The sequence below is a fragment of the Pseudomonas syringae genome (genome assembly GCF_001698815.1).
Lineage (GTDB): Bacteria > Pseudomonadota > Gammaproteobacteria > Pseudomonadales > Pseudomonadaceae > Aquipseudomonas > Aquipseudomonas syringae_A.
The window spans coordinates 63,987-85,483 of sequence record NZ_LGSI01000016.1 but is presented as its reverse complement, the minus strand read 5'-3'; the positions used below and the strand labels follow the sequence as shown (position 1 = coordinate 85,483).

22 protein-coding genes are annotated in these 21,497 nt (G+C 58.3%); 13 read left to right on the top strand and 9 right to left on the bottom strand.

The window, feature by feature from the left end:
* The first annotated feature begins 9 nt into the window (after nt 1-9).
* From rmuC to AFK24_RS31795, 3 genes are all read left to right on the top strand, one after another.
* A complete protein-coding gene (rmuC, locus tag AFK24_RS04185; RefSeq protein ID WP_170826284.1) occupies nt 10-1,374 on the top strand; it encodes a DNA recombination protein RmuC in 1,365 nt (454 codons plus the stop codon).
* A 50-nt stretch (nt 1,375-1,424) separates the two neighbouring features.
* Nucleotides 1,425-2,354: a DMT family transporter gene (locus AFK24_RS04180; RefSeq protein WP_065832039.1), complete on the top strand. Its 930-nt coding sequence runs from the start codon at nt 1,425-1,427 to the stop codon at nt 2,352-2,354.
* 196 nt (nt 2,355-2,550) lie between these two features.
* Entirely contained in the window at nt 2,551-2,682 is a 132-nt protein-coding gene (locus AFK24_RS31795) for a PA1414 family protein (RefSeq protein ID WP_276204929.1), read from the top strand.
* A gap of 80 nt (nt 2,683-2,762) precedes the next feature.
* Here the strand turns inward: AFK24_RS31795 and AFK24_RS04175 are convergent, their stop codons facing one another.
* From AFK24_RS04175 to speB, 4 genes are all read right to left on the bottom strand, one after another.
* On the bottom strand, nt 2,763-3,065 hold the full coding sequence (locus AFK24_RS04175) for a hypothetical protein (RefSeq protein ID WP_065832038.1): 303 nt from the start codon (nt 3,063-3,065) through the stop codon (nt 2,763-2,765).
* Nucleotides 3,066-3,283: 218 nt separating this feature from the next.
* A complete protein-coding gene (locus AFK24_RS04170; RefSeq protein ID WP_065832037.1) occupies nt 3,284-4,807 on the bottom strand; it encodes a purine-cytosine permease family protein in 1,524 nt (507 codons plus the stop codon).
* Nucleotides 4,808-4,851: 44 nt separating this feature from the next.
* The gene (locus AFK24_RS04165) at nt 4,852-5,238 is read right to left on the bottom strand and encodes a YybH family protein (RefSeq protein WP_065832036.1); all 387 of its coding nucleotides are present in this window, start codon (nt 5,236-5,238) and stop codon (nt 4,852-4,854) included.
* Between the two features lie 115 nt (nt 5,239-5,353).
* Nucleotides 5,354-6,304: an agmatinase gene (speB, locus tag AFK24_RS04160; RefSeq protein ID WP_065832035.1), complete on the bottom strand. Its 951-nt coding sequence runs from the start codon at nt 6,302-6,304 to the stop codon at nt 5,354-5,356.
* Between the two features lie 273 nt (nt 6,305-6,577).
* On the opposite strand from speB, the gene AFK24_RS04155 reads away from it, so the two are divergent.
* Both AFK24_RS04155 and AFK24_RS04150 read left to right on the top strand, forming a co-directional pair.
* Nucleotides 6,578-7,471 carry a LysR family transcriptional regulator gene (locus AFK24_RS04155; RefSeq protein ID WP_065832034.1) on the top strand — a complete coding sequence of 298 codons (894 nt, stop codon included), beginning with the start codon at nt 6,578-6,580 and terminating at the stop codon, nt 7,469-7,471.
* A 26-nt stretch (nt 7,472-7,497) separates the two neighbouring features.
* A complete protein-coding gene (locus tag AFK24_RS04150) occupies nt 7,498-8,088 on the top strand; it encodes a tRNA-uridine aminocarboxypropyltransferase (RefSeq protein WP_065832033.1) in 591 nt (196 codons plus the stop codon).
* A 3-nt stretch (nt 8,089-8,091) separates the two neighbouring features.
* Here AFK24_RS04150 and AFK24_RS04145 read toward each other — a convergent pair whose 3' ends face one another.
* Nucleotides 8,092-8,304: a DUF6316 family protein gene (locus AFK24_RS04145; protein WP_065832032.1), complete on the bottom strand. Its 213-nt coding sequence runs from the start codon at nt 8,302-8,304 to the stop codon at nt 8,092-8,094.
* A gap of 159 nt (nt 8,305-8,463) precedes the next feature.
* Between AFK24_RS04145 and AFK24_RS04140 the strand changes: the two genes are divergently transcribed.
* On the top strand, nt 8,464-9,426 hold the full coding sequence (locus AFK24_RS04140) for a DMT family transporter (RefSeq protein ID WP_065832031.1): 963 nt from the start codon (nt 8,464-8,466) through the stop codon (nt 9,424-9,426).
* 23 nt (nt 9,427-9,449) lie between these two features.
* On the opposite strand, the gene AFK24_RS04135 is transcribed toward AFK24_RS04140, so the two are convergent.
* Together AFK24_RS04135 and AFK24_RS04130 are read right to left on the bottom strand one after the other, a co-directional pair.
* The gene (locus AFK24_RS04135) at nt 9,450-10,064 is read right to left on the bottom strand and encodes an NAD(P)H-dependent oxidoreductase (protein ID WP_065832030.1); all 615 of its coding nucleotides are present in this window, start codon (nt 10,062-10,064) and stop codon (nt 9,450-9,452) included.
* The gene (locus AFK24_RS04130; protein ID WP_065832029.1) at nt 10,057-11,451 is read right to left on the bottom strand and encodes a class II fumarate hydratase; all 1,395 of its coding nucleotides are present in this window, start codon (nt 11,449-11,451) and stop codon (nt 10,057-10,059) included. Before AFK24_RS04130 ends, AFK24_RS04135 begins: the two co-directional genes overlap by 8 nt.
* A gap of 178 nt (nt 11,452-11,629) precedes the next feature.
* On the opposite strand from AFK24_RS04130, the gene AFK24_RS04125 reads away from it, so the two are divergent.
* The 7 genes from AFK24_RS04125 to AFK24_RS04095 all read left to right on the top strand — a co-directional run bounded on the left by AFK24_RS04125 (nt 11,630) and on the right by AFK24_RS04095 (nt 19,533).
* On the top strand, nt 11,630-12,154 hold the full coding sequence (locus tag AFK24_RS04125; RefSeq protein ID WP_065832028.1) for a DUF2059 domain-containing protein: 525 nt from the start codon (nt 11,630-11,632) through the stop codon (nt 12,152-12,154).
* Between the two features lie 24 nt (nt 12,155-12,178).
* Nucleotides 12,179-12,472, top strand: coding sequence for a BolA family protein (locus AFK24_RS04120; RefSeq protein ID WP_065832027.1), 294 nt, complete (start codon nt 12,179-12,181; stop codon nt 12,470-12,472).
* A gap of 134 nt (nt 12,473-12,606) precedes the next feature.
* Entirely contained in the window at nt 12,607-13,560 is a 954-nt protein-coding gene (locus AFK24_RS04115) for a rhodanese-related sulfurtransferase (RefSeq protein WP_020289174.1), read from the top strand.
* 36 nt (nt 13,561-13,596) lie between these two features.
* The gene (locus AFK24_RS04110; protein WP_170826282.1) at nt 13,597-14,199 is read left to right on the top strand and encodes a DsbA family protein; all 603 of its coding nucleotides are present in this window, start codon (nt 13,597-13,599) and stop codon (nt 14,197-14,199) included.
* The gene (locus AFK24_RS04105) at nt 14,192-16,012 is read left to right on the top strand and encodes an ABC transporter ATP-binding protein (RefSeq protein ID WP_065832025.1); all 1,821 of its coding nucleotides are present in this window, start codon (nt 14,192-14,194) and stop codon (nt 16,010-16,012) included. Before AFK24_RS04110 ends, AFK24_RS04105 begins: the two co-directional genes overlap by 8 nt.
* A gap of 235 nt (nt 16,013-16,247) precedes the next feature.
* Nucleotides 16,248-18,710 (top strand): EAL domain-containing protein, encoded by a 2,463-nt coding sequence (locus AFK24_RS04100; RefSeq protein ID WP_065832024.1) that lies wholly within the window; start codon nt 16,248-16,250, stop codon nt 18,708-18,710.
* 37 nt (nt 18,711-18,747) lie between these two features.
* Nucleotides 18,748-19,533 (top strand): TenA family transcriptional regulator, encoded by a 786-nt coding sequence (locus AFK24_RS04095; RefSeq protein WP_065832023.1) that lies wholly within the window; start codon nt 18,748-18,750, stop codon nt 19,531-19,533.
* Between the two features lie 3 nt (nt 19,534-19,536).
* On the opposite strand, the gene AFK24_RS04090 is transcribed toward AFK24_RS04095, so the two are convergent.
* On the bottom strand, nt 19,537-20,478 hold the full coding sequence (locus AFK24_RS04090) for a GGDEF domain-containing protein (protein WP_065832022.1): 942 nt from the start codon (nt 20,476-20,478) through the stop codon (nt 19,537-19,539).
* 233 nt (nt 20,479-20,711) lie between these two features.
* On the bottom strand, nt 20,712-21,452 hold the full coding sequence (locus tag AFK24_RS04085) for a YciK family oxidoreductase (RefSeq protein ID WP_065832021.1): 741 nt from the start codon (nt 21,450-21,452) through the stop codon (nt 20,712-20,714).
* Nucleotides 21,453-21,497 lie beyond the last annotated feature (45 nt).

The following is a 21,497-nucleotide window of genomic DNA, read 5'->3' as shown; positions in this document are numbered from 1 at the left end:
GAAAGCGCATTGCTGGACGAGCGTTTGAGCACTGCGCAAATGGCTCAGGACGGGCTCAGCGCTCAGCTGGACGCCAGTCGCGATGAAATCAGCGATCTGAGCCAGGCCAATGCGCTGAAGCAGGCCGACCTTGCTGCGCTGCGCCGGGAAGTGGAACTGCTGCGTCAGGAACGCGACAGTGCTCATGACGCGGCGCAGGCCTGGAGCGTCGAACGCTCCGCCAAAGAAGCCGAGTTGCGCCAGTTGGACGCACGCAGTGCTTCACTGGCCGCCGAGCTGCGTGAGCAACAGGAAAGCCATCAGCAGCGTCTGGATGACCTTCAGGGTTCCCGGGACGAGCTGCGTGCCCAGTTCGCCGAGCTGGCCGGGAAGATTTTCGATGAGCGTGAGCAGCGCTTCGCCGAAACCAGTCAGCAGCAGCTCGGGCAATTGCTCAATCCGCTCAAGGAACGCATTCAGTCGTTCGAAAAGCGCGTCGAGGAAAGTTATCAGCAGGAGGCCCGAGAGCGATTCTCCCTCAGCAAGGAACTGGAGCGTTTGCAGCAGCTCAATCAGCGCTTGAGCGATGAAGCGACCAACCTGACCCGCGCGCTTAAAGGCCAGAAGACCCAAGGCAATTGGGGCGAGCTGATTCTGGAGCGAGTGCTGGAACACGCCGGTCTGGAAAAAGGCCGTGAATACCAGACGCAAGTCAGCCTCAAGGGCCCGGACGGCGAGCGTTTTCAGCCGGATGTATTGATCATGCTGCCGGGCGACAAGCAGGTGGTGGTCGACGCCAAAGTCAGCCTTACGGCGTACCAGCAATACGTCAGCGCCGACGACGAAGTGATCGGCCAAGTGGCGTTGAAGCAGCATGTATTGTCACTGCGCAACCACGTCAAGGGCTTGTCCGGCAAAGACTATAAACGCCTGGAAGGCTTGCACAGCCTGGATTTCGTGTTGTTGTTCGTGCCAATCGAGGCAGCGTTTTCCGCCGCTTTGCAAGCCGAGCCCAATCTGTTTCAGGAAGCCTTCGACCGCAACATCGTGATTGTCAGCCCGACGACGCTTCTGGCGACCTTGCGGGTGATCGACAGCCTCTGGAAACAGGAACGCCAGAGCCAGAACGCCCGTGAAATTGCCGAGCGTGCCGGCTGGCTTTACGACAAATTCGTGTTGTTCATTCAGGATCTGGATGAAGTCGGCAATCGCTTGCAGCAGCTGGACAAGGCCTACGGCGCGGCGCGCAACAAGCTGACAGAAGGGCGGGGGAATCTGGTCAGTCGCAGCGAGCAGCTCAAGTTGCTTGGCGCACGTGCCAGCAAGAACCTGCCAGCGGATCTGCTGGAGCGGGCGATGACCGACGACGAAGGTCTGGTGCAGTTGCCTGAATAGAAGGTGTGAGATGATCCGCCGCTTTTCTTTTCCTGAACGGACTCGTTGATATGAGTGTCACGCGCAAAAGCGCCGATGGTTTCGCCCTGCGAGTCATGCTCGTGCTTTGCGTGATATGGGGCTTGCAGCAAGTGCTGATCAAGTGGGCTGCGCCGGACATTGCGCCGATCATGCAGGCTGCGGGACGTTCCGGCATCGCCGCGCTGATCGTCGGCATTGCGCTGTGCTGGCAAGGCGGTCTGAACAAGATCAGCAGCACCTGGCGCGCCGGGCTCTTGGCCGGATCGCTGTTCGGCCTGGAGTTTTTATTCATCGCCCAGGGCCTGGCGCTGACCAGTGCTGCGCACATGTCGGTGTTCCTTTATACCGCGCCGATCTTCACCGCGCTGGGGCTGCACTGGCGCCTGCCCAGCGAGCGGCTGCGACCGCTGCAGTGGCTGGGCATTTTTCTCGCCTTCGCCGGTATCGCTACGGCCTTTGTTGGTGGCCTGTCGCTGACCGGCATCGACCGCAACATGCTCATCGGCGATGGCCTTGGCGTACTGGCGGGGATGGCGTGGGGCGCGACCACGGTGGTAGTGCGCGCATCTCGACTGTCCGAAGCGCCGGTAACCCTGACTCTGTTTTATCAATTGATGGTTTGTCTGGTCGGACTGCTGCTGATTGCTGCGCTCAGCGGCCAGATCACCCAGGTTGAGCTGACCCCGGTCGGCATTGGCAGCGTGCTGTTTCAAGGATTGGTGGTGTCGTGCGCGAGCTATCTCGCCTGGTTCTGGCTGTTGCGCCGTTACCTGGCGTCGAATCTGGCGGTGTTTTCGTTCATGACGCCGCTGTTTGGCGTGACCTTCGGCGTGCTGTTGCTGGGTGAACCGTTGAGCTTCAACTTTGTGATCGGGGCGATTCTGGTTTTGCTCGGGATCACCCTGGTCAGTGGCGAACAATGGATTCGGCGCAAGTTGCGCGGGCTGGTCCGGTCCTAAACTGTGTCCGCGCATGTCCTGCGCTGCCGTTGGTCGTTTAAATACGTGGGATCAGCCTCAGAGCTGTCACATTGGGCACATCGGGAAAAATGTTTTTCCGCGACACTCGGTAGCAGGCGTAAAGTGTGAAATAGCACTATTCTGTTGAAGCGGCTTGAAGATGTCGGTCGTCGAGTATTTCCCTGAAGGGGGCTTTATGAATACCAAACTGCAAGAATGGCTTCACGATCTGGGCGTTGCCTTGGGTCTTATCGAACGGCCCAAACTGCAACCGATTCCGGTGCGCAGCAACGACAAGAACGATAAACAACGCCGTCCACGTCGGTAGTCGAAACGGCGTCTTCTGCCGGGGCGCGCCCGCGTCCCGTCGCTGATAACAGGCCCTGAATGGCGGCCTGATCTTTCTTTTTATTCCTTGCTTGTGCCCTCGGTTTTTTCGCCCGAGCGCTTTGGCTGGTCTTTTTTCAGCATCAGGATCAAGTCCACCAGCATGGGCAGGATCAACTCTTCCGGTTTTTCGACGGCCCGCAGTTTGACGGCGGCCGGGAATTCAAAGCCGTAGTCATCCTGCAATTGTTTGAACAGCTCGTTTACATCGTCCTCATCGAGCATCAAATCCTTGAAGCTGGAATCTTCATGAATCTCTGACTTGTCGACCAGAATTCTGCCTATCGTGTTGAAGACGTGTTGCTGGATTTCGTTGCGATTCATGAAAGCCCCTGTTATCCGTCATTTAGAGGATCAGCCCCAACTTCCATAAAACAGGGTGTTTCCAAATCGATCCATGCGCATGTGGTTTGCATGCATCTCTTGCCACTGCATCCTCAAGGCTAGCTCAAATCCGCCGTAACTCAGGGCGTAGAAGGCTCCAGATGTAAAAAAGGATGTCCACGGACATCCTTTTTTTGTGCGCCGACTATCGGCAGCCTTCAGACAACCGTCTGTTCCGCTACCGGCGCGGCTTCAAGGGGTTTCAGGCTGCGTGGATCGTTGGGGCCATACACAGCGGCAGGTTCCGGGAACAGGCTCAGCAGCGCCAGATACACCAGCGACGCCAGGCCTAGGGTCACCGGCAGACTGATGTCGATGCCTTGGGCGAGATTGCCCAGCGGGCCGACGAACTGCCCCGGCAGGTTCACGAAGCACAAGCCGACCAGTGCGCTGGGAATCCAGGCACCCAACCCGCGCCAGTTCCAGCCGTGACTGAACCAGTAACGACCGCCTTTTTCGCCACGGGTGAAGACTTGCAGGTCATCCGGGCAATAAAAGCCGCGCCGCACCAGCAGGCCGATGATCATGATCACCATCCATGGCGTGGTGCAGGTGATGATCAGCACAGCAAAGGTCGAAACGCTCTGTACCAGGTTGGCGGCGAAGCGGCCGATGAAGATGAACGCGATGGACATCACGCCAATCAACAGCGTTGCCTTGACCCGTGACAACACGCGTGGGAACACGCTGGACATGTCCAGCCCGGTGCCATACAGCGACGTAGTGCCGGTGGACATGCCGCCGATTACCGCGATCAGGCAAACCGGCAGGAAGAACCAGGTGGGCGACACCGCCAACAGGCCGCCGACGTAGTTATTGGCGGCGATGTAGTCCGGCGCCTTGATGGCGACGATGGTCGCGGTGGCCAGGCCGAACAGGAACGGAATCAGCGTGGCCGTCTGGGCGCCGATGACGGCCAGCATGATCTGCCGCTTGGGCGTATCCCGTGGAATGTAGCGCGACCAGTCGCCGAGGAATGCGCCGAACGATACCGGATTGCTCATGGCAACCAGCGCCGAGCCGATGAACGCCGCCCAGAAACCTTCCTGGCCCATGGCAACTGTCCCGGCGAAGCCCGCATCAAGCGCCCCGGCAAACGCGAAGATCCCCAGCAGGAACAGCAAACTGGCCGCCCAGACTGCGATCTTGTTGACCCACAGCATGAATCGAAAGCCATAGATGCAGACGGTCAGCACCAGGATGGCGAACAGGCCGTAGGCGAGGCCGAGGGTCAGATCGGTTTCCGGCAGGTTGATCAGGCGTTTCGCGCCGCCGATCAATGCATCGCCCGAACTCCAGACCGACAGCGAGAAGAAGGCAATTGCGGTGAGCAACGACAGGAACGAACCGACGATTCGGCCATGCACACCGAAATGCGCGCCGGACGATACCGCGTTGTTGGTGCCGTTGAGTGGGCCGAACAGGCCCATTGGCGCGAGGATGATCGAGCCGATCAATACGCCGAGAACAATCGCCCAGACGCCTGCTTGAAAGGACAAGCCGAACAACACCGGAAAACTGCCCAGCACTGCGGTGGCAAAGGTATTGGCGCCGCCGAAAATCAGTCGGAACAAATCGTGGGGAGTGGCACTGCGGGCGTGATTGGGAATCTGTTCTACGCCGAAGGTTTCGATGCTGCTGGTGGGACGTTGTGTGGGGGCACGCTGTTTATTGTTATCCATGATCTGCTCCGATCATTTGGTGCTTGTGGAATACTGCTTTTTTATTAGGGAATAGCCGACAAATGTTCGTGAACGGCGAGCCAGCTTCCGGACATCTGGCGGGCAAACACGATAGTTTCGCGTTCCTGACTGATGCTTTGCTCGCCTGCTACGCGCAATTCGGTGGTCACGTCGTGGAGAAAAATCGCTACATCGCCATACACGCTGACATCGGCGTTGCTGGATGCGCACGACAGCACTTCAAATCCATCTTCCCGCCAGCTGTCCCACAGCGTCTGATAAGCGCTGCGGCTGAGCAGCGGTTTTTCCAGGGTGTAAAACACAAAGGTCGCATCCGGGCTGAACGCCTCGAAATACGTTTGGCGGTTATTGCTGGCAAACGCCGTCACCAGATCGGCGGCGGCTTGCAGTACGTTGTTGTGGTCGCTCATGTATCACCTCTGTTGGAGCGCGGCTTGCCCGCGAAGAACGCTAACGCGGTGTCTCTGGCAAAACGCGGCGGTTCATTCGCGGGCAAGCCTCGCTCCAACGGTTCGTCGTTTGTTTTTAGCGGTGGGTCACACCCGGCAAGACACACAGCATTTCGTACAGCAGGTTAGCGCCCAGCAGGGAAGTGTTGCCGGTGGTGTCGTACGGTGGCGAGACTTCCACCAGATCGCAACCGACCAGATCCAGGCCCTGGCAGCCGCGAATGATCTCGATACCCTGAATGGTGGTCAGGCCGCCAATTTCCGGGGTGCCGGTGCCTGGTGCCCAGGCCGGATCGATACCATCAATGTCGAAACTCAGATACACCGGACCGCCGCCGACTTTTTCGCGAACTTCGGCCATCAACGGGGTGAGGGATTTGTGCCAGCACTCTTCAGCCTGAACCACGCGGAAGCCCTGTTTGCGGCTCCAGTTGAAGTCCTCGGCGGTATAGCCCTGAGCGCGCAGGCCGATTTGCACAACACGATCACAGTCCAGCAAGCCCTCTTCAACCGCGCGGCGGAAGGTGGTGCCGTGGGCGATTTTCTCGCCGAACATGTGATCGTTGACGTCGGCGTGGGCATCGATATGCACCAGGCCAACCTTGCCGTATTTCTTGTGAATGGCGCGCAGGATCGGCAGGGTAATGGTGTGATCACCGCCCAGCGTCATCGGCACCACGTCATGGGTAAGGATTTCGTCGTAGGCTTCTTCGATGATGCGCACGGCGTCCAGCAGGTTGAACGTGTTGATCGCCACGTCGCCGATATCGGCCACTGACAGCGAGTCAAACGGCGCAGCGCCGGTTGCCATGTTGTAGGGGCGAATCATCACCGATTCAGCGCGAATTTCACGCGGGCCGAAACGGGTCCCGGCGCGCAGCGAGGTGCCGATATCCAGTGGCACGCCGACAAAAGCAGCGTCCAGACCGGCCGCGGATTGCAGGTGCGGCAAGCGCATCATGGTGGCAATGCCGGCGAAGCGCGGCATTTCGTTGCCGCCCAGTGGTTGGTGAAAAATCTTTTCCACGGGATTGCCTCATCGTTGGTTTGAATGCGTCGATTCTGGGAAGTGGGGCAGCAGGGAACAATCGCTGCGGCGAAATACTTAGTTTAGAGATTTCGAAACTAATGCGGTTTTGAGCTAAGCTGCGCGGCCTTGGGTTTCATTTATTGGAGCGAGGCTTGCCCGCGAAATCTACCTTTGTGACTCCGAGAATATTTTGCCTATACCGGCCCCTTCGCGGGCAAGCCTCGCTCCTACGGGGCCGTGATTCAACACATAATGTCTACCGGAACCCCCATGGCCAGCGCGTTACCCGATCTCAAACTTCTGCGTATTTTCGCCAGCGTGGTGCGCCACCAGGGCTTTGCCAGTGCGCAGCAGGAGCTCAATCTTTCCACGTCGGCGATCAGCACTTACATGAGCCAGCTGGAAGCGGCGCTGGGCATCGTCCTGTGTCATCGGGGGCGGGGCGGGTTCAGTCTGACCAGCAAAGGCGAGCTGTTTCATCAGGAAACCCTGCGTCTGCTGGGTGAGCTGGAAGGCTTCGAGCTGTACGCCGCTGCACTCAAGGGCGAGCTGCGCGGTACGCTCAACCTCGGCGTGCTGGACTCCACGGTGAGCGATCCGGCCTTGCCGTTCGCCGAAGTCATCGGTGCCTACAGTGAAGAACATCCCGCCGTGCATTTGCATCTGTCGGTGATGAGCCCTTACGAGTTACAGCTCGGCGTGCTGGATAACCGTCTGGATCTGGCCATCGGTTCGTTCTCCACACGCATGAATGGCTTGCTTTACCAGCCGCTGTATCGCGAACAGCATTGGCTGTATTGCAGCAATCGCCACACCTTGTTTGCCGAGCGGCGTATTCCCGAGCCGGTGATCGCCCAGCAGCGCATGGTCGGACGCGGTTACTGGAGTCAGGCGGAACTGGCCCGGCATGGTTTCAAACACAGCGCCGCAACCGTGGAAAGTATGGAAGCGCAGCTGATTCTGGTGCTGTCCGGCGCCTATATAGGCTATTTGCCGGAACACTATGCGCATTCCTGGGTGGATTCGGGGCACTTGCGTGTGCTGCTGCCGGCGACCTTCGGTTATCAGGCGCCGTTTTCCATGATTGTGCGTCGGGGTCGCAGCCGCGAACCGTTGATTCAAACTTTCCGTGATCTGCTGAAAGCGCAGCTCAATCCTGTTTGACCCCATCCTTTCTGAGGAACGCTTCTATGTCCCGCCCGCGCTGTGAACGTTGCCTGCGTCCCGAAAGCCACTGTTTGTGCGGGTTGATTCCGCAACTGGACAGTCGCACTCGGGTGCTGGTGTTGCAGCACCCCAGCGAAGTTCAGCATGCATTGAACACCGGGCGGCTGGCGGCGCTGGGCTTGAACAACGCACAGTTGGTCGTCGGTGAAGTTTTCCAGGGCATGCACGAGCTGCTCAATCCGCCGGGTTATCAGGCGCGACTGTTATTTCCTGGCGACGATGCGCAGCCATTGGTCATGCAGGACAAGGACGCATTGCCGATGCTGCTGGTCGTGCCGGACGGCACCTGGCGCAAAGCGCGCAAATTGCTGCATCTCAATCCTTTGCTGGCGGCGTTGCCACGGGTCACGCTGGGGCAAGTGCCCGAGTCCCGTTACCGACTGCGCAAGGCACCTGGCCCGGACGCGTTGTCTACCCTTGAAGCGATCACGCACGCCTTGCAAACCCTGGAAGCACCGCAGTCATTTGCCCCTTTGCTTACCCCATTCGAAGCCTTGATCGAAGGGCAGATCAAGGCGATGGGCGCTGACACTTTCGCGCGCAATCACGGCTGAACATCAACTGTTCAGCGACGCTTTCCAGCTCCCGTTCAGGGCTTGCATGCGCTGAATATAAGCCTCGGTTTCGCGCTCGGCTTCAGTACGGTTGGGGTACGGACCTTCAAGGGTATTTTCCCGCGTGCTGAAAAAATATTCGCCATTGACCCGCGTTACACGGTCACTGCGATAGTGGACGGTGGGGGTCGGGTCCTGCTCACGCTTGCCAAACATGATCTTCTCCTGCTGAAAAATGAATCTGGGGAACTGCACGGCGCGAAGTCCGACTAAAACAGTTATGGCCGTATCGCGCGCTCAACTGCAACTGTGTCGAGTCGCAATCCGCGCCTACAATGATCGCCTGCACTCTTTGCACTTGCCTGGGAATTCTTCATGCACATCTCGTCTGGCCGATGGATTTACGGCCTGTGTCTGGCGCTGTTGACCGCGCTGCTCTGGGGCATCCTGCCCGTCAAACTCAAACAAGTGCTGCAAGTAATGGACCCTGTCACTGTGACGTGGTTCAGACTTTTGGTGTCCGGATCGCTGCTGTTCATATGGCTGGCATCAGTCAAGCGCCTGCCGAGCTTCAAGGTACTGGGCCGTAAGGGGAAAGTCCTGGTCCTGCTGGCGGTATTGGGGCTGGTGGGCAACTACGTGCTGTATCTGATCGGCCTGAACCTGCTCAGCCCCGGTACTGCGCAGCTGATGATTCAGATGGGGCCAATTCTGTTGTTGATCAGCAGTATTTTTCTGTTCAAGGAGCGCTTCAGTATTGCTCAGGGTTTTGGTCTTGCAGTCCTGCTGATCGGTTTTGCGCTGTTCTTCAATCAGCGACTTGGCGAATTGCTGACGTCCATGAGCGAATACACCGCAGGCGTGCTGACGGTGTTCCTGGCTGCGGTGGTCTGGACGTTCTACGGCTTGAGCCAGAAGCAGTTGCTGACCGTGTGGAATTCGGTGCAGGTCATGATGGTGATCTATCTGTTCTGCGCGCTGTTGGTTACGCCGTGGGCGCATCCTGCCGAGGCATTGCATCTGAGCCCGTTGCAAGGCTGGCTGTTGCTGGCCTGCTGCCTGAACACGCTGGTGGCGTATGGCGCGTTCGCCGAAGCGCTGGCCCACTGGGAAGCTTCGCGCGTCAGTGCGACGCTGGCGCTGACCCCGCTGGTGACTTTTGCCTGCGTGGCAATCGCTGCCTGGCTATGGCCCGAGTACGTGCAAGCCGAGCAGATCAACCTGCTGGGCTACGGCGGCGCGGTGCTGGTGGTGGCCGGTTCGGCACTGGTTGCACTCGGCCCTTCGATGCTTGCCGGATGGCGCGCAAGGAAGGCGAGGCTGGCACTGCCATCCTGATGCTGTTCTGAAGTGACTTCAGGCTATTTGCGCCCGAGCATTTCGGCCTGGCGCAGCCATTGCTGGCGCTGTTCTTCGCTCGATATGCGTACGGGAGCGAATTCAGTCAGGCGTTTGGTCTTGATCCCGCAGAACGCCAGCACGGTACGCACCATCTGCCGATGCGCCGGTGCGCCGTACACCCAGCGGAAATAGCGCGGCGGGGTGTCCATGGTCACCAATAGCTCAGCCGTGCGGCCTCTGAGCAGTTCGTTGGAAATGTGCTTGCGACCGTGCGTCTTGAAGGCGAAACCGGGCATCAATACCCGGTCGAGAAAACCGCTGAGTACGCTGGGCAAACCGCCCCACCAGACCGGGTAGACGAACACCAGATGCTCGGCCCAATGGATCTCCCGTTGGGCTTCGAGCAAATCATGCTCCAGGTTCTGGCTTTGTTCGTAACCGTTATGCAACACGGGGTCGAAATCCAGTTCTCCCAGCTTGAGCATCCGCACCACATGCCCTTCGCTGCGCGCGCCCAAGGCATAAGCCTCGCCCAGCGCGTGCCCGAAGCTTGCGGATTTCGGCGTACCGAAAATCATCAGGATGCGTTTGCCATACCCTTCCAGGGGTGTCGCGCCGCTTTTCGGATCAACCATTGCTGCCAGCCTCGAGCATTTTTTCCGGGCGGACCCAGGCGTCGAACTCGGCATCGGTCAGATAGCCCAGGGCCAGCGCCGCTTCGCGCAACGTCAGCCCCTCACTGTAGGCCTTCTTGGCGATCTGTGCGGACTTGTCATAGCCGATGTGCGGGTTGAGCGCCGTCACCAGCATCAGGCCGCGTTCGAGGTGTTCAGCCATTTTTTCCGCATCCGGCTCCATGCCGGCGATGCAGTGTTCGTTGAAGTTGCTGCAGCCGTCGCCGAGCAGGCGAATGGATTGCAGCAGGTTATGAATGATCACGGGCTTATAGACGTTCAGTTGCAGGTGACCCTGGCTCGCGGCGAAACCGATGGTGACGTCGTTGCCCATGACCTGGCAGGCCAGCATCGACAGCGCTTCGCACTGAGTCGGATTGACCTTGCCGGGCATGATCGAACTGCCGGGTTCGTTGGCTGGCAGTTTGACTTCAGCCAGGCCGGCACGTGGGCCGGAGCCCAGCAGACGCAGGTCGTTGGCGATTTTCATCAAGGTCACGGCCAGGGTTTTCAGGGCCCCGGACAACGCCGTCAGCGGCTCATGACCGGCCAGCGCAGCAAACTTGTTGGGCGCGGTAACGAAAGGCAGGCCGGACAATGCCGCCAGCTCAGCGGCGACCGCTTCGGCGAAACCATGAGGCGAATTCAGGCCCGTGCCGACCGCTGTGCCGCCCTGGGCCAGTTCATAAACGGCGGGCAGGGTGGCGCGAATGGCTTTCTCGGCGTAATCGAGCTGCGCGACGTACGCGGAAAGCTCCTGGCCAAAGGTGATCGGCGTCGCGTCCATCATGTGCGTGCGGCCGGTCTTGACCAGTTTCATATGCCGCGCCGACTGCTCGGCGATGCCGTTGGACAGCTCGGCGATCGCTGGCAGCAGCTGCTCTTTCACTGCCTGGGCGGCAGCGATGTGCATCGCGGTCGGGAAGCAATCGTTGGAGCTTTGTGAGCGGTTGACGTGATCGTTCGGGTGTACCGGCGTCTTGCCGCCACGGCCTTGTCCGGCCAGCTCATTGGCGCGCCCGGCAATCACTTCGTTGACGTTCATGTTGCTCTGCGTGCCAGAGCCGGTTTGCCAGACCACCAGCGGGAACTGGCTGTCGTGCTCGCCGGCCAGCACTTCGTTGGCGGACTGCTCGATCAGTCGGGCAATGTCGGCGGGCAGGTCGCCATTGCGGTCATTGACCCGGGCCGCAGCCTTCTTGATCAGCGCCAGGGCGTGCAGCACCGGCACCGGCATACGCTGATCGCCAATCGCAAAATTGATCAGCGAACGTTGAGTCTGTGCTCCCCAGTAGGCGTCATCGGGGACTTCGATCGGGCCAAGGCTGTCAGTTTCAGTACGACTCACGGGTTCACTCCTCAAAGTTCAGTGCGCATCAATGCGAAGTTTAGGCTTTGGTATCCATATTGGGTTCCCTAATTAGCGTTTTTAACCGCTCGGCGTGTCAGGGGTTGAGCCAAAAGCGGACATGGGCGCAGAATGGTCGGCCTTGAGGTATTGCCTCGCCTGCTAGAAAGGAAACTCGATGACCCGTCTTCGTGCCATTTGTACTGCGGTTGTACTGGTTTGTGCCAGCGGCCAGGTTCTTGCCGATACCGCCAGCCATAACGCCAGTGCCGAAACGTTCCTCAAGCTGGCTCATGCTGACAAGCTGGGCACCCCGGTCTACATGCAAGTGCAACAGATGTTTGCTCAACGCTTTGCCGAAACCAAAGCCCCTGAAGCGAAAAAAGCGTTGCTTGAAACCTATCAGGCCAAAGCTAACGCAGCGCTGGATCAGGCGATCGGCTGGAACAAGCTGAAACCAGACATGATCAAGCTCTACACCGCCAACTTCACCGAAAGCGAGTTGAAGGATCTGGTCGCGTTCTACCAGTCTCCACTGGGCAAGAAAGTATTGACCAAGATGCCTGAGATGACTCAACAGTCGGCTCAACTGACCCAGAGCAAACTGGAAAGCGCAGTGCCTGTCGTCAACAAGCTGCTGGCTGACATGACTGCGGAACTGGAACCTGCCAAGGCAGCTCCTGCTCCAGCCAAAAAGCCTTAACCGACTGATCGGGCGAGACCTGTCATGACCATGCAAAAGCGAATCGAATCGGCATTGGCCGTGTTTCAGCCACTGCACCTGCAAGTGCTCGACGAGAGCCACATGCACAGTCGCGGTGAGCAGACTCACTACAAGGCGATTATCGTCAGCGAGCAATTCGAGGGGCTCAACGCCGTCAAGCGTCACCAGAAGGTCTACGGCATTCTGGGCGGCCTGATGGGTGAGTTCCACGCGTTGGCGTTGCACACCTTTACCCCGCAAGAATGGGCTAAGACCGGTGCGGCGCCTGCCTCGCCGACCTGCGCGGGTGGTCATTGACCGTCGCCTGACGGGGGTTACCGGATTAACCCTGATTTTTGCTAGAATCCGCACGCGCCGCTCTGTCGGCGCGTTTTTCATTCCGAATTTTGATCCGGTAGGCCCTTTGCGAGGGTCGCCACCTGGAGAAACACATGACACAACAGCCGATGACTCAACCGATCGTCGTGGCCGCGCTATACAAGTTTGTCACGCTCAGCGACTACGTTGCCCTGCGCGAACCGCTGCTGCAGGCGATGGTCGACAATGGCATCAAAGGCACGCTGCTGATTGCCGAAGAAGGCATCAACGGCACCGTCTCCGGTAGCCGTGAAGGCATCGACGGGCTGATGGCCTGGCTGAAGAACGACCCGCGCATGGACGACATCGATCACAAGGAGTCGTACTGCGACGAGCAACCCTTCTACCGCACCAAGGTCAAGCTCAAGAAAGAGATTGTCACCCTGGGCGTCGAAGGCGTGGACCCGAATAAATCCGTGGGCACCTATGTCAATCCGCAGGACTGGAACGCGATCATCAGCGATCCGGAAGTGCTGGTGATCGACACTCGCAACGATTATGAAGTGTCCATCGGTACCTTCGAAGGCGCCATCGACCCGAAGACCACCAGCTTTCGCGAGTTTCCCGAGTACATCAAGGAACACTTTGACCCGGCGGTGCACAAGAAAGTCGCCATGTTCTGCACCGGTGGTATCCGCTGTGAAAAAGCCTCGAGTTATATGCTCGGCGAAGGATACGGCGAGGTTTTCCACCTCAAGGGCGGGATTCTCAAGTACCTGGAAGAAGTGCCTCAGGAAGAAAGCCTGTGGCGTGGCGAGTGTTTCGTTTTTGATAATCGCGTCACCGTGCGCCATGACCTGACCGAAGGCGACTACGATCAATGTCACGCCTGCCGTACGCCGATCAATGCCGAAGACCGCGCCAGCGAACACTACACCGCTGGCATCAGCTGCCCGCATTGCTGGGACACGCTGAGCGAGAAAACCCGCCGCAGCGCCATCGATCGCCAGAAGCAGATCGAACTGGCGAAGCAGCGCAATCAGCCACACCCTATCGGCCGTAACTATCGTCTGCCAACCGAGGCTTGATCCATGTCTGCTCGCCTGCTCTATGTAATGGACCCGATGTGTTCCTGGTGCTGGGGCTTTGCCGACGTGGCCAAGGCGTTGGTCGAGCAGGCGCAGGCGGGGGGCATGACCTTGCAACTGGTGGTGGGCGGGTTGCGCACCGGCAGTGGCGCGGCGCTGGACCCGTCGACCCGTCGGTACATCCTCGAACACTGGCAGGCGGTGGCGCAAACCACCGGGCAACCTTTCCGTTTTGACGATGCGTTGCCCGATGGCTTTGTCTACGATACCGAGCCCGCCTGTCGGGCGGTGGTGGCTGCGCGCAGCCTCGATCCGGACAGCGCGTGGCGCCTGGTCAGACTCATTCAACAAGCGTTCTATCTTGACGGCCGCGATGTGACCCAGGCAGCGTTGCTGACCGAACTGGCCGAGCAGGCTGGCTTGCCACGCATTGAATTCGCCGAGGCGTTCGACAGCGCTGAGCAACATGCCGCGACGGCTGCCGATTTTGCCTGGGTTCAGGACCTCGGTATCGCCGGGTTTCCTACCTTGCTGGCTGAACGCAACGGTCAGTTGGCGTTGCTGACCAATGGTTATCAATCCCTGGAAGATCTCTCGCCGCTGCTCGGTCGATGGCTGGAGCGTGCCGCCAGTGCATGAACCTGAACAAGGCGCGAGCGACCGGTCCGGGCGCATCGATCGGCTGAGCTGGGCAGAAATTCGACGCTTGGCAGTGCGCCATAAAAAAGCCTTGTGGATTGCCAATGGTGTCGCCGTGCTGGCGACCTTGTGCAGCGTGCCGATTCCATTGCTGCTGCCGCTGCTGGTGGACGAAGTGCTGCTCGGCCATGGCGACAGCGCCCTCAAATTCATGAACCGCTTCCTGCCTGACAGCCTGCAAACCTCGGTCGGCTATATCGGCCTGATGTTGCTCGCCACGGTGTTTCTGCGCCTGGGTGCGCTGGTGTTCAACGTCATTCAGGCGCGGCTTTTCGCCCGGTTGTCCAAGGACATCGTCTACCGGGTTCGCATCCGGCTGATCGAGCGGCTCAAGCGGATATCCCTGGGCGAGTATGAAAGCCTCGGTGGTGGCACCGTGACCACGCATCTGGTCACCGACCTCGACACCGTGGACAAATTTATCGGCGACACCCTCAGTCGCTTTCTGGTCGCCATGCTGACCCTGGCCGGAACCGCCGGGATTCTGGTGTGGATGCACTGGAAGCTTGCCCTGTTGATCATGCTGTTCAACCCGCTGGTGATTTATGCCACGGTCAAGCTGGGCAAGCGGGTCAAGCATCTGAAGAAGCAGGAAAACGACAGCACCTCGCGCTTTACCCAGGCCCTGACTGAAACCCTGGACTCGATCCAGGAAGTTCGCGCCGGCAATCGTCAGGGTTATTTTCTCGGTCGGCTTGGCTTGCGCGCTCAGGAAGTTCGCGATTACGCCATCGCCTCGCAATGGAAAAGCGATGCTTCGAGTCGTGCCAGCGGGCTGTTGTTTCAGTTCGGCATCGATATCTTTCGTGCCGCGGCGATGCTCACCGTGTTGTTTTCCGACTTGTCCATCGGGCAGATGCTCGCGGTATTCAGTTACCTGTGGTTCATGATCGGTCCGGTCGAGCAATTATTGAATCTGCAATACGCCTGGTACGCCGCTGGCGGCGCGCTGACGCGGATCAACGAGTTGCTGGCCCGCGCCGACGAGCCGCAATATCCGGGCGGTGTCGATCCGTTCGCGGAGCAGGAAACCGTCGGCATCGAAATTCGCGGCCTGAGTTTCGCCTATGGCGAGGAGAATGTTCTGGACCAACTGAACCTGACGATCGCCCCTGGCGAGAAAGTCGCCATCGTCGGTGCCAGTGGCGGCGGTAAAAGCACGCTGGTGCAGCTGCTGCTGGGGTTGTACACGGCGCAATCCGGCACGATCCGTTTCGGTGGGGCGAGCCTGGAGGAGATTGGTCTGGAAACCGTCCGGGAAAACGTCGCAGTGGTTCTGCAACATCCCGCGCTGTTCAACGATACCGTGCGCGCCAACCTGAGCATGGGTCGCGAGCGCAGCGACGAAGCCTGCTGGCGGGCCTTGGAGATTGCTCAACTGGCGCCGACGATTCGCGCCTTCCCCGATGGGCTGGACAGTATCGTCGGGCGTTCCGGGGTGCGCTTGTCCGGCGGGCAGCGTCAGCGACTGGCCATCGCCAGAATGGTGTTGTCCGATCCCAAGGTGGTGATCCTCGACGAAGCCACGTCGGCGCTGGATGCCGCTACTGAATACAGCTTGCATCAGGCCTTGTCGCGCTTCCTTCACGGGCGCACGACGCTGATCATTGCGCATCGCCTGTCAGCGGTTAAACAGGCGGATCGGGTGCTGGTGTTCGATGGCGGCAGAATTGCCGAAGAGGGTGATCATCAACAGCTGATTGCCGATGGCGGGCTGTACGCCAGGCTTTACGGCCATCTGCAACATATCTGACGGACGCTGATTCAGAATCAGCTCAGAATTTCCCGAAAACTACCGAGAACTAACGTTCTCCTGATCCGTCTTCTTATAGGCGCTGCGTCATGATCACGACGCAGCGCCAGTCTGTTTCATCGTTGAGAAAATCCTCCGACCTTTTCATGGAATTAGCCTAGTCTGAGGCAAGGATGAAATTGATCAGGCCGCTTGTTGAGCATCTGGCAACGCTAACGCTTATGAAAGGGAAACCATGAGGCAAAAGCGGATACTCGAAAAGCCCCGCTTGCTGGGGATTGTCTGGCCATTTATTGCTGTTGCGTTGTTCCAGGCTTTGCTTGGCTGCGTCAGCTTGTACACGCTGTCAGCCGTGCGCAGCTATGTCGCCGGCGAGAGCCTTTGGTCCAAAGGGCAAAAGGACGCCATCTATTACTTGAGTCTTTACGCCAACAGCCGTGACGAACTCGACTATCTCAACTATCAACAAGCCATCGCCGTACCCAAAGGCGGCCATCTGGCCCGACTGGCACTGGACCAACCCAAGCCGGCGCTCGATCTTGCGCGGCAAGGCATCCTGCAGGGCGGTAATCACCCCGACGATGTTTCCGGAGTCATCTGGCTGTACCTGAACTTTCAGCACTACGGCTATATGCAAAAGGCCGTGGATCTGTGGGTTCAGGGCGACGAGTACTTGATGCGGCTGGATGATATTGCGCGCCAGATGCATGGGCGCATCAACTCGGGCGAAGCAACTTACGGCGATGCAGTCCGCTGGCGTGCTGAGATCAATACGATCAATGAAGACGTGACGCCTACGGCGAAAGCCTTCAGCGACGCACTGGGTGCAGGATCAAGGAGCATTCTGCGGCTGTTATTGATCGTCAACCTTGCGACTGCCGTGGTCTTGATCATTCTGGCTTTGTTGCGAACCTACAAGCTGCTCGCCCAACGTCACGCATTCGCCGATGCGTTGCAGATCGAGAAGGAGCGGGCGCAAATTACCCTGGAATCCATTGGCGAAGGGGTCATCACGACTGACGTCGAAGGCTCGATCGTCTACATGAACCCGGCGGCTGAAAGGCTGACGCACTGGAAGAGTGCTCAGGCCAGCGGATTGCCTTTGGCTGCTTTGTTCAGCCTGCTTGACGAAAATGATCAGAAGGACAGCCATAGCCTGATCGAGCGCATCCTCAGCGGCAAATTGATTGGCGGCAGCGAACATTCCAAGTTGATTCAGCGGCTCGACGGCAGCACCGTCTCGGTCGCTCTGGTGGGGTCGCCGATCCAGACCGATGGCAAGATCAGCGGTACCGTGCTGGTGCTGCACGACATGACGCAAGAGCATCAATACATTGCCAATCTGTCCTGGCAGGCCACCCACGATGCGTTGACCGGGCTCGCCAATCGACGGGAGTTCGAGCAGCGTCTGGATCTTGCGCTGATCGGTCTTACCCGTCAGCCGAGTCGGCATTCGGTGATGTACCTGGATCTCGATCAATTCAAATTGGTCAACGACACCAGCGGGCACGCGGCGGGTGATGAGTTGTTACGACATATCTGCGCGTTGTTGCAGCAAGGTCTGCGTGAAGGTGACACCTTGGCCAGACTGGGCGGCGACGAGTTCGGCATATTGCTGGAAGACTGCCCGCCGCACCTGGCGGAAAAGATCGCCGAAACCCTGCGTCAGACGGTGCAAAGCCTGCATTTTGTCTGGAAAGGCCGACCATTTGTCACCACCGTCAGCATCGGCCTGGTGCATATCTCCCATGTTCCGACCACCCTTGAGGCTTCGCTGCGCGCCGCTGACATGGCGTGCTACATGGCCAAGGAGAAGGGCCGCAATCGCGTGCAGGTCTATCACGCCGACGATTCAGAGGTTTCCGTGCGCTTCGGCGAGATGGCCTGGATCCAGCGCCTGCATCTGGCCCTGGAAGAAAACCGCTTCTGCCTGTATGCCCAGGAAATCTCCGACATCAGCCATGGCGGCGGGCAAGCGGGACATATCGAAATTCTGCTGCGCCTGCGTGACGAGTCCGGGCGGATGATCCAGCCCGACAGTTTTATCCCGGCCGCCGAACGCTATGGCTTGATGACCACGCTGGATCGCTGGGTGGTGCAGAACGTGTTCAAGATCATCGCGCAATGTGCCGAGGATAAAAGTTACGACGGCCCGCTGGTGGTCTGTGCGATCAATCTGTCCGGTTCGAGTATTGGCGACGATGCGTTCCTCGAATACCTGAAGCTGCAATTTCGCACCTATGAGATCGCGCCTTCATCGATTTGCTTCGAAATCACCGAAACCAGTGCCATCGCCAACCTGGGAAGTGCAATTCGATTCATTAATGAATTGAAAAGCCTGGGATGCCAGTTTTCACTCGATGATTTTTGTGCCGGTATGTCGTCGTTTGCATACCTCAAACACTTGCCCGTGGACTTTTTGAAGATCGATGGAAGTTTTGTCAAAGACATGCTCGACAATCCCATCAATAGAGCTATGGTCGAAGTGATCAATCACATTGGTCATGTCATGGGCAAGCGCACCATTGCCGAGTTTGTCGAGACGCCGGAAATTGAAGAGGCGTTGCGGGAAATTGGAGTGGACTTTGCTCAAGGATTTCTGATCGAGCGTCCAGCATTGTTTACGTGTGAAAGTCTGCGGCCCCGGCCGGTACGGACCAAAACATTGCTGTTCAGCACGCCCGGAATATTTCGCTGACCAATACTGAAACCTACACCAAAAAAGGAGCCACACAGTGATCGAAGCTTTCAGCAGAAACGGTCCACTTATGGAAGCCAGTAGTTATCCAGTTTGGGCGCAGCAGCTAATCCAGGACTGCAGCAGTGCCAAGGCAAAAGTCGTCGAACATGAGCTGTATCAACGCATGCGTGACGGCCAGCTTAGTCCGAAGATCATGCGTCAGTATTTGATTGGCGGATGGCCGGTAGTTGAACAGTTCGCGGTATATATGGCCAACAATCTTGCCAAGACCCGTTTCGCCCGTCATCCCGGTGAAGATATGGCGCGGCGCTGGCTGATGCGCAACATCCGGGTGGAACTCAATCACGCCGATTACTGGATCCACTGGAGTGAGGCCCACGGCGTTTCTCTGGATGACCTGAAGGCGCAGCGGGTATCGCCGCACTTACATGCGTTGAGTCATTGGTGTTGGCATACCAGCTCGGCCGATTCGCTTATCGTGGCAATCGCGGCGACGAACTACGCCATCGAGGGCGCCACGGGGGAATGGTCGGCCGTGGTGTGTTCCAGTGGTGAGTACGCGGAGTCGTTTCCGGAAGAATCAAGAAAGCGCGCCATGAAGTGGCTGAAGATGCACGCGCAATACGACGATTCGCATCCATGGGAGGCGCTGGAGATCATCTGTACCCTGGCGGGTAGCAACCCGAGTCAGCACTTGCAGGCTGAGTTGCGGCAGGCAGTCACCAAGAGTTATGACTATATGTTCTTGTTTTTGGAGCACTGCATGCAACTGGACAAGACGGCGACGCATCGTACGCGGGCGGCCGAGCTTGAAAGCTGAGGATTAACTTGCCATGGCCAGCCGATTACGGCCTTCGCGCTTTGCGACATAGAGCGCGGCATCGGCACGACGCAACAGACTGTCGGCGGACTCCGCCGGCAGCAGTGTCGAACAGCCGAGGCTGACGGTCAGCTCCAGCGGATGGTCCAGAATCGGGTAGATCAAGTCATGTGCAGCCTGACGCAGGCGTTCGCCGATCATTGCCGCGGATTCGCGGCCGGTGTTCGACAACACAATCAGGAACTCTTCACCACCGTAGCGGAAGACCCGGTCGATATTGCGCAGCTGTCCCTTGATCGCCAGGGAGATCGCCTTGAGCACTTCATCACCTGAAGAATGCCCATAAGTATCGTTGACCTGTTTGAAGTGGTCGATGTCCAGCATCAGCAACGACAACGGCTGCTTGTGGCGACGGGCAACCTCGATTTCCCGAGACAGGGTCTGGTCCATTGCAATCCGGTTACCCGCTCCGGTCAACGGATCGCGCAGGGCGCTCTGCGTGGCGGAGCGGTACAGCAGCGCATTTCGCATCGGGAACAGCAGGCAGGCCAGCAGCGACTCAAGGTCTGCGAGCTCTTGCTCGGTAAACCGTTGGTTACGCTGGAACAGCAGGGTTCCCAGGTATTCGCCTTCGTTACTCAGGCTGTAGTTCGCGCTGTGATGCGAGCGCTCGCCGAGCTGCAGATGCAAATCGCTGTCGCGGTGGTCATAGGTCAGTGCACTGAGGGACATCCAGCGCTGCACACCTTGAAAAAAGATCGAGAGAACCCGTTCCACTTCCAGACTGGTCTGTAAATGCAGGCCGAGTTGATGTATCAACTGGGACAAGTCGACAGGCGGCGGTACGATGTGTTGACTTTGCCTATTACAAAAACCCAGTCGTTGCAATTTGGCGGCGTCGAAATCAATAGCGTTGGTATTGTTGGTCTGGGTAGGAGAAATCATGGTCTCACTCCTCAGCACATATTGCTGGCTTGGCTCGGTTAGAGCGAAACTTGTGCAATCAAGTTCATTTATATATATGCCTTTGAGTTCAGATAGATATTGAACCGAATTGCCAAAGGCTGGTCGTCGGGCGACAGTTAAATGACAGAAAGAGTGAGCCAGTTATTTGACTGGCACTTGCCCGGGTGACTTTTACCCTGGCAAATGCCTGTATTCATTGTTGATCAAACGGTTTATTGGGCGTTGTAAGCCTGACCGTTTACCCCTGTGCTATCGGGACCCATCAGGTACAGATAGACCGGCATGATTTCATCCGGCGTAGGGTTGTTCAGCGGGTTTTCAGCGGGGTAGGCATGGGCGCGCATGCTGGTGCGGGTAGCGCCGGGGTTGATGCTGTTGGAGCGCACCGCCGCGACGGTGTCGAGTTCGTCGGCGAGGGTTTGCATCAGGCCTTCAGTGGCGAACTTGGATACCCCGTAAGCGCCCCAGTAAGCGCGCCCCTTGCGTCCGACGCTGCTGGACGTGAACACCACCGACGCGTCCGTGGACAGTTTGAGCAGCGGCAACAGCGTGCTGGTCAGCATGAACATCGCGTTGACGTTGATCTGCATGACGCGCATGAAGTTCTCGCCGGACAGCTGCTCCAGTGGCGTGCGTGGGCCAATGATCGATGCATTGTGCAGCAGGCCGTCCAGATGACCGAATTCAGTTTCGATCATCGCCGCCAGTTCATCGTATTGATGAGGCTGTGCGGTTTCCAGGTTGAACGGGATAACCACCGGCTGAGGATGGCCAGCCGCTTCGATTTCGTCATAGACCTGAGTCAGATTGGCTTCGGTCTTGCCCAGCAGCAACACGGTCGCGCCGTGGGCTGCGTAGGTTTTGGCAGCAGCAGCACCAATGCCGCGACCGGCACCGGTAACCAGAATTATCCGACCGGTCAGCAGGTCAGGACGAGGGGTGTAATCGAACATGGGTTACCTCTTGAAAATAATCCTGCAAAGGCGTGAGCGAGCTTT

Excerpts from the sequence above, each read along its gene's own strand:
- AFK24_RS04180 (WP_065832039.1), top strand. The coding sequence starts at position 1,425 with ATGAGTGTCACGCGCAAAAGCGCCGATGGTTTCGCCCTGCGAGTCATG.
- AFK24_RS31795 (WP_276204929.1), top strand. The coding sequence starts at position 2,551 with ATGAATACCAAACTGCAAGAATGGCTTCACGATCTGGGCGTTGCCTTG.
- AFK24_RS04175 (WP_065832038.1), bottom strand. The coding sequence starts at position 3,065 with ATGAATCGCAACGAAATCCAGCAACACGTCTTCAACACGATAGGCAGA.
- AFK24_RS04170 (WP_065832037.1), bottom strand. The coding sequence starts at position 4,807 with ATGGATAACAATAAACAGCGTGCCCCCACACAACGTCCCACCAGCAGC.
- AFK24_RS04165 (WP_065832036.1), bottom strand. The coding sequence starts at position 5,238 with ATGAGCGACCACAACAACGTACTGCAAGCCGCCGCCGATCTGGTGACG.
- AFK24_RS04155 (WP_065832034.1), top strand. The coding sequence starts at position 6,578 with ATGGCCAGCGCGTTACCCGATCTCAAACTTCTGCGTATTTTCGCCAGC.
- AFK24_RS04150 (WP_065832033.1), top strand. The coding sequence starts at position 7,498 with ATGTCCCGCCCGCGCTGTGAACGTTGCCTGCGTCCCGAAAGCCACTGT.
- AFK24_RS04145 (WP_065832032.1), bottom strand. The coding sequence starts at position 8,304 with ATGTTTGGCAAGCGTGAGCAGGACCCGACCCCCACCGTCCACTATCGC.
- AFK24_RS04140 (WP_065832031.1), top strand. The coding sequence starts at position 8,464 with ATGCACATCTCGTCTGGCCGATGGATTTACGGCCTGTGTCTGGCGCTG.
- AFK24_RS04135 (WP_065832030.1), bottom strand. The coding sequence starts at position 10,064 with ATGGTTGATCCGAAAAGCGGCGCGACACCCCTGGAAGGGTATGGCAAA.
- AFK24_RS04125 (WP_065832028.1), top strand. The coding sequence starts at position 11,630 with ATGACCCGTCTTCGTGCCATTTGTACTGCGGTTGTACTGGTTTGTGCC.
- AFK24_RS04120 (WP_065832027.1), top strand. The coding sequence starts at position 12,179 with ATGACCATGCAAAAGCGAATCGAATCGGCATTGGCCGTGTTTCAGCCA.
- AFK24_RS04115 (WP_020289174.1), top strand. The coding sequence starts at position 12,607 with ATGACACAACAGCCGATGACTCAACCGATCGTCGTGGCCGCGCTATAC.
- AFK24_RS04110 (WP_170826282.1), top strand. The coding sequence starts at position 13,597 with ATGTGTTCCTGGTGCTGGGGCTTTGCCGACGTGGCCAAGGCGTTGGTC.
- AFK24_RS04100 (WP_065832024.1), top strand. The coding sequence starts at position 16,248 with ATGAGGCAAAAGCGGATACTCGAAAAGCCCCGCTTGCTGGGGATTGTC.
- AFK24_RS04090 (WP_065832022.1), bottom strand. The coding sequence starts at position 20,478 with ATGATTTCTCCTACCCAGACCAACAATACCAACGCTATTGATTTCGAC.
- AFK24_RS04085 (WP_065832021.1), bottom strand. The coding sequence starts at position 21,452 with ATGTTCGATTACACCCCTCGTCCTGACCTGCTGACCGGTCGGATAATT.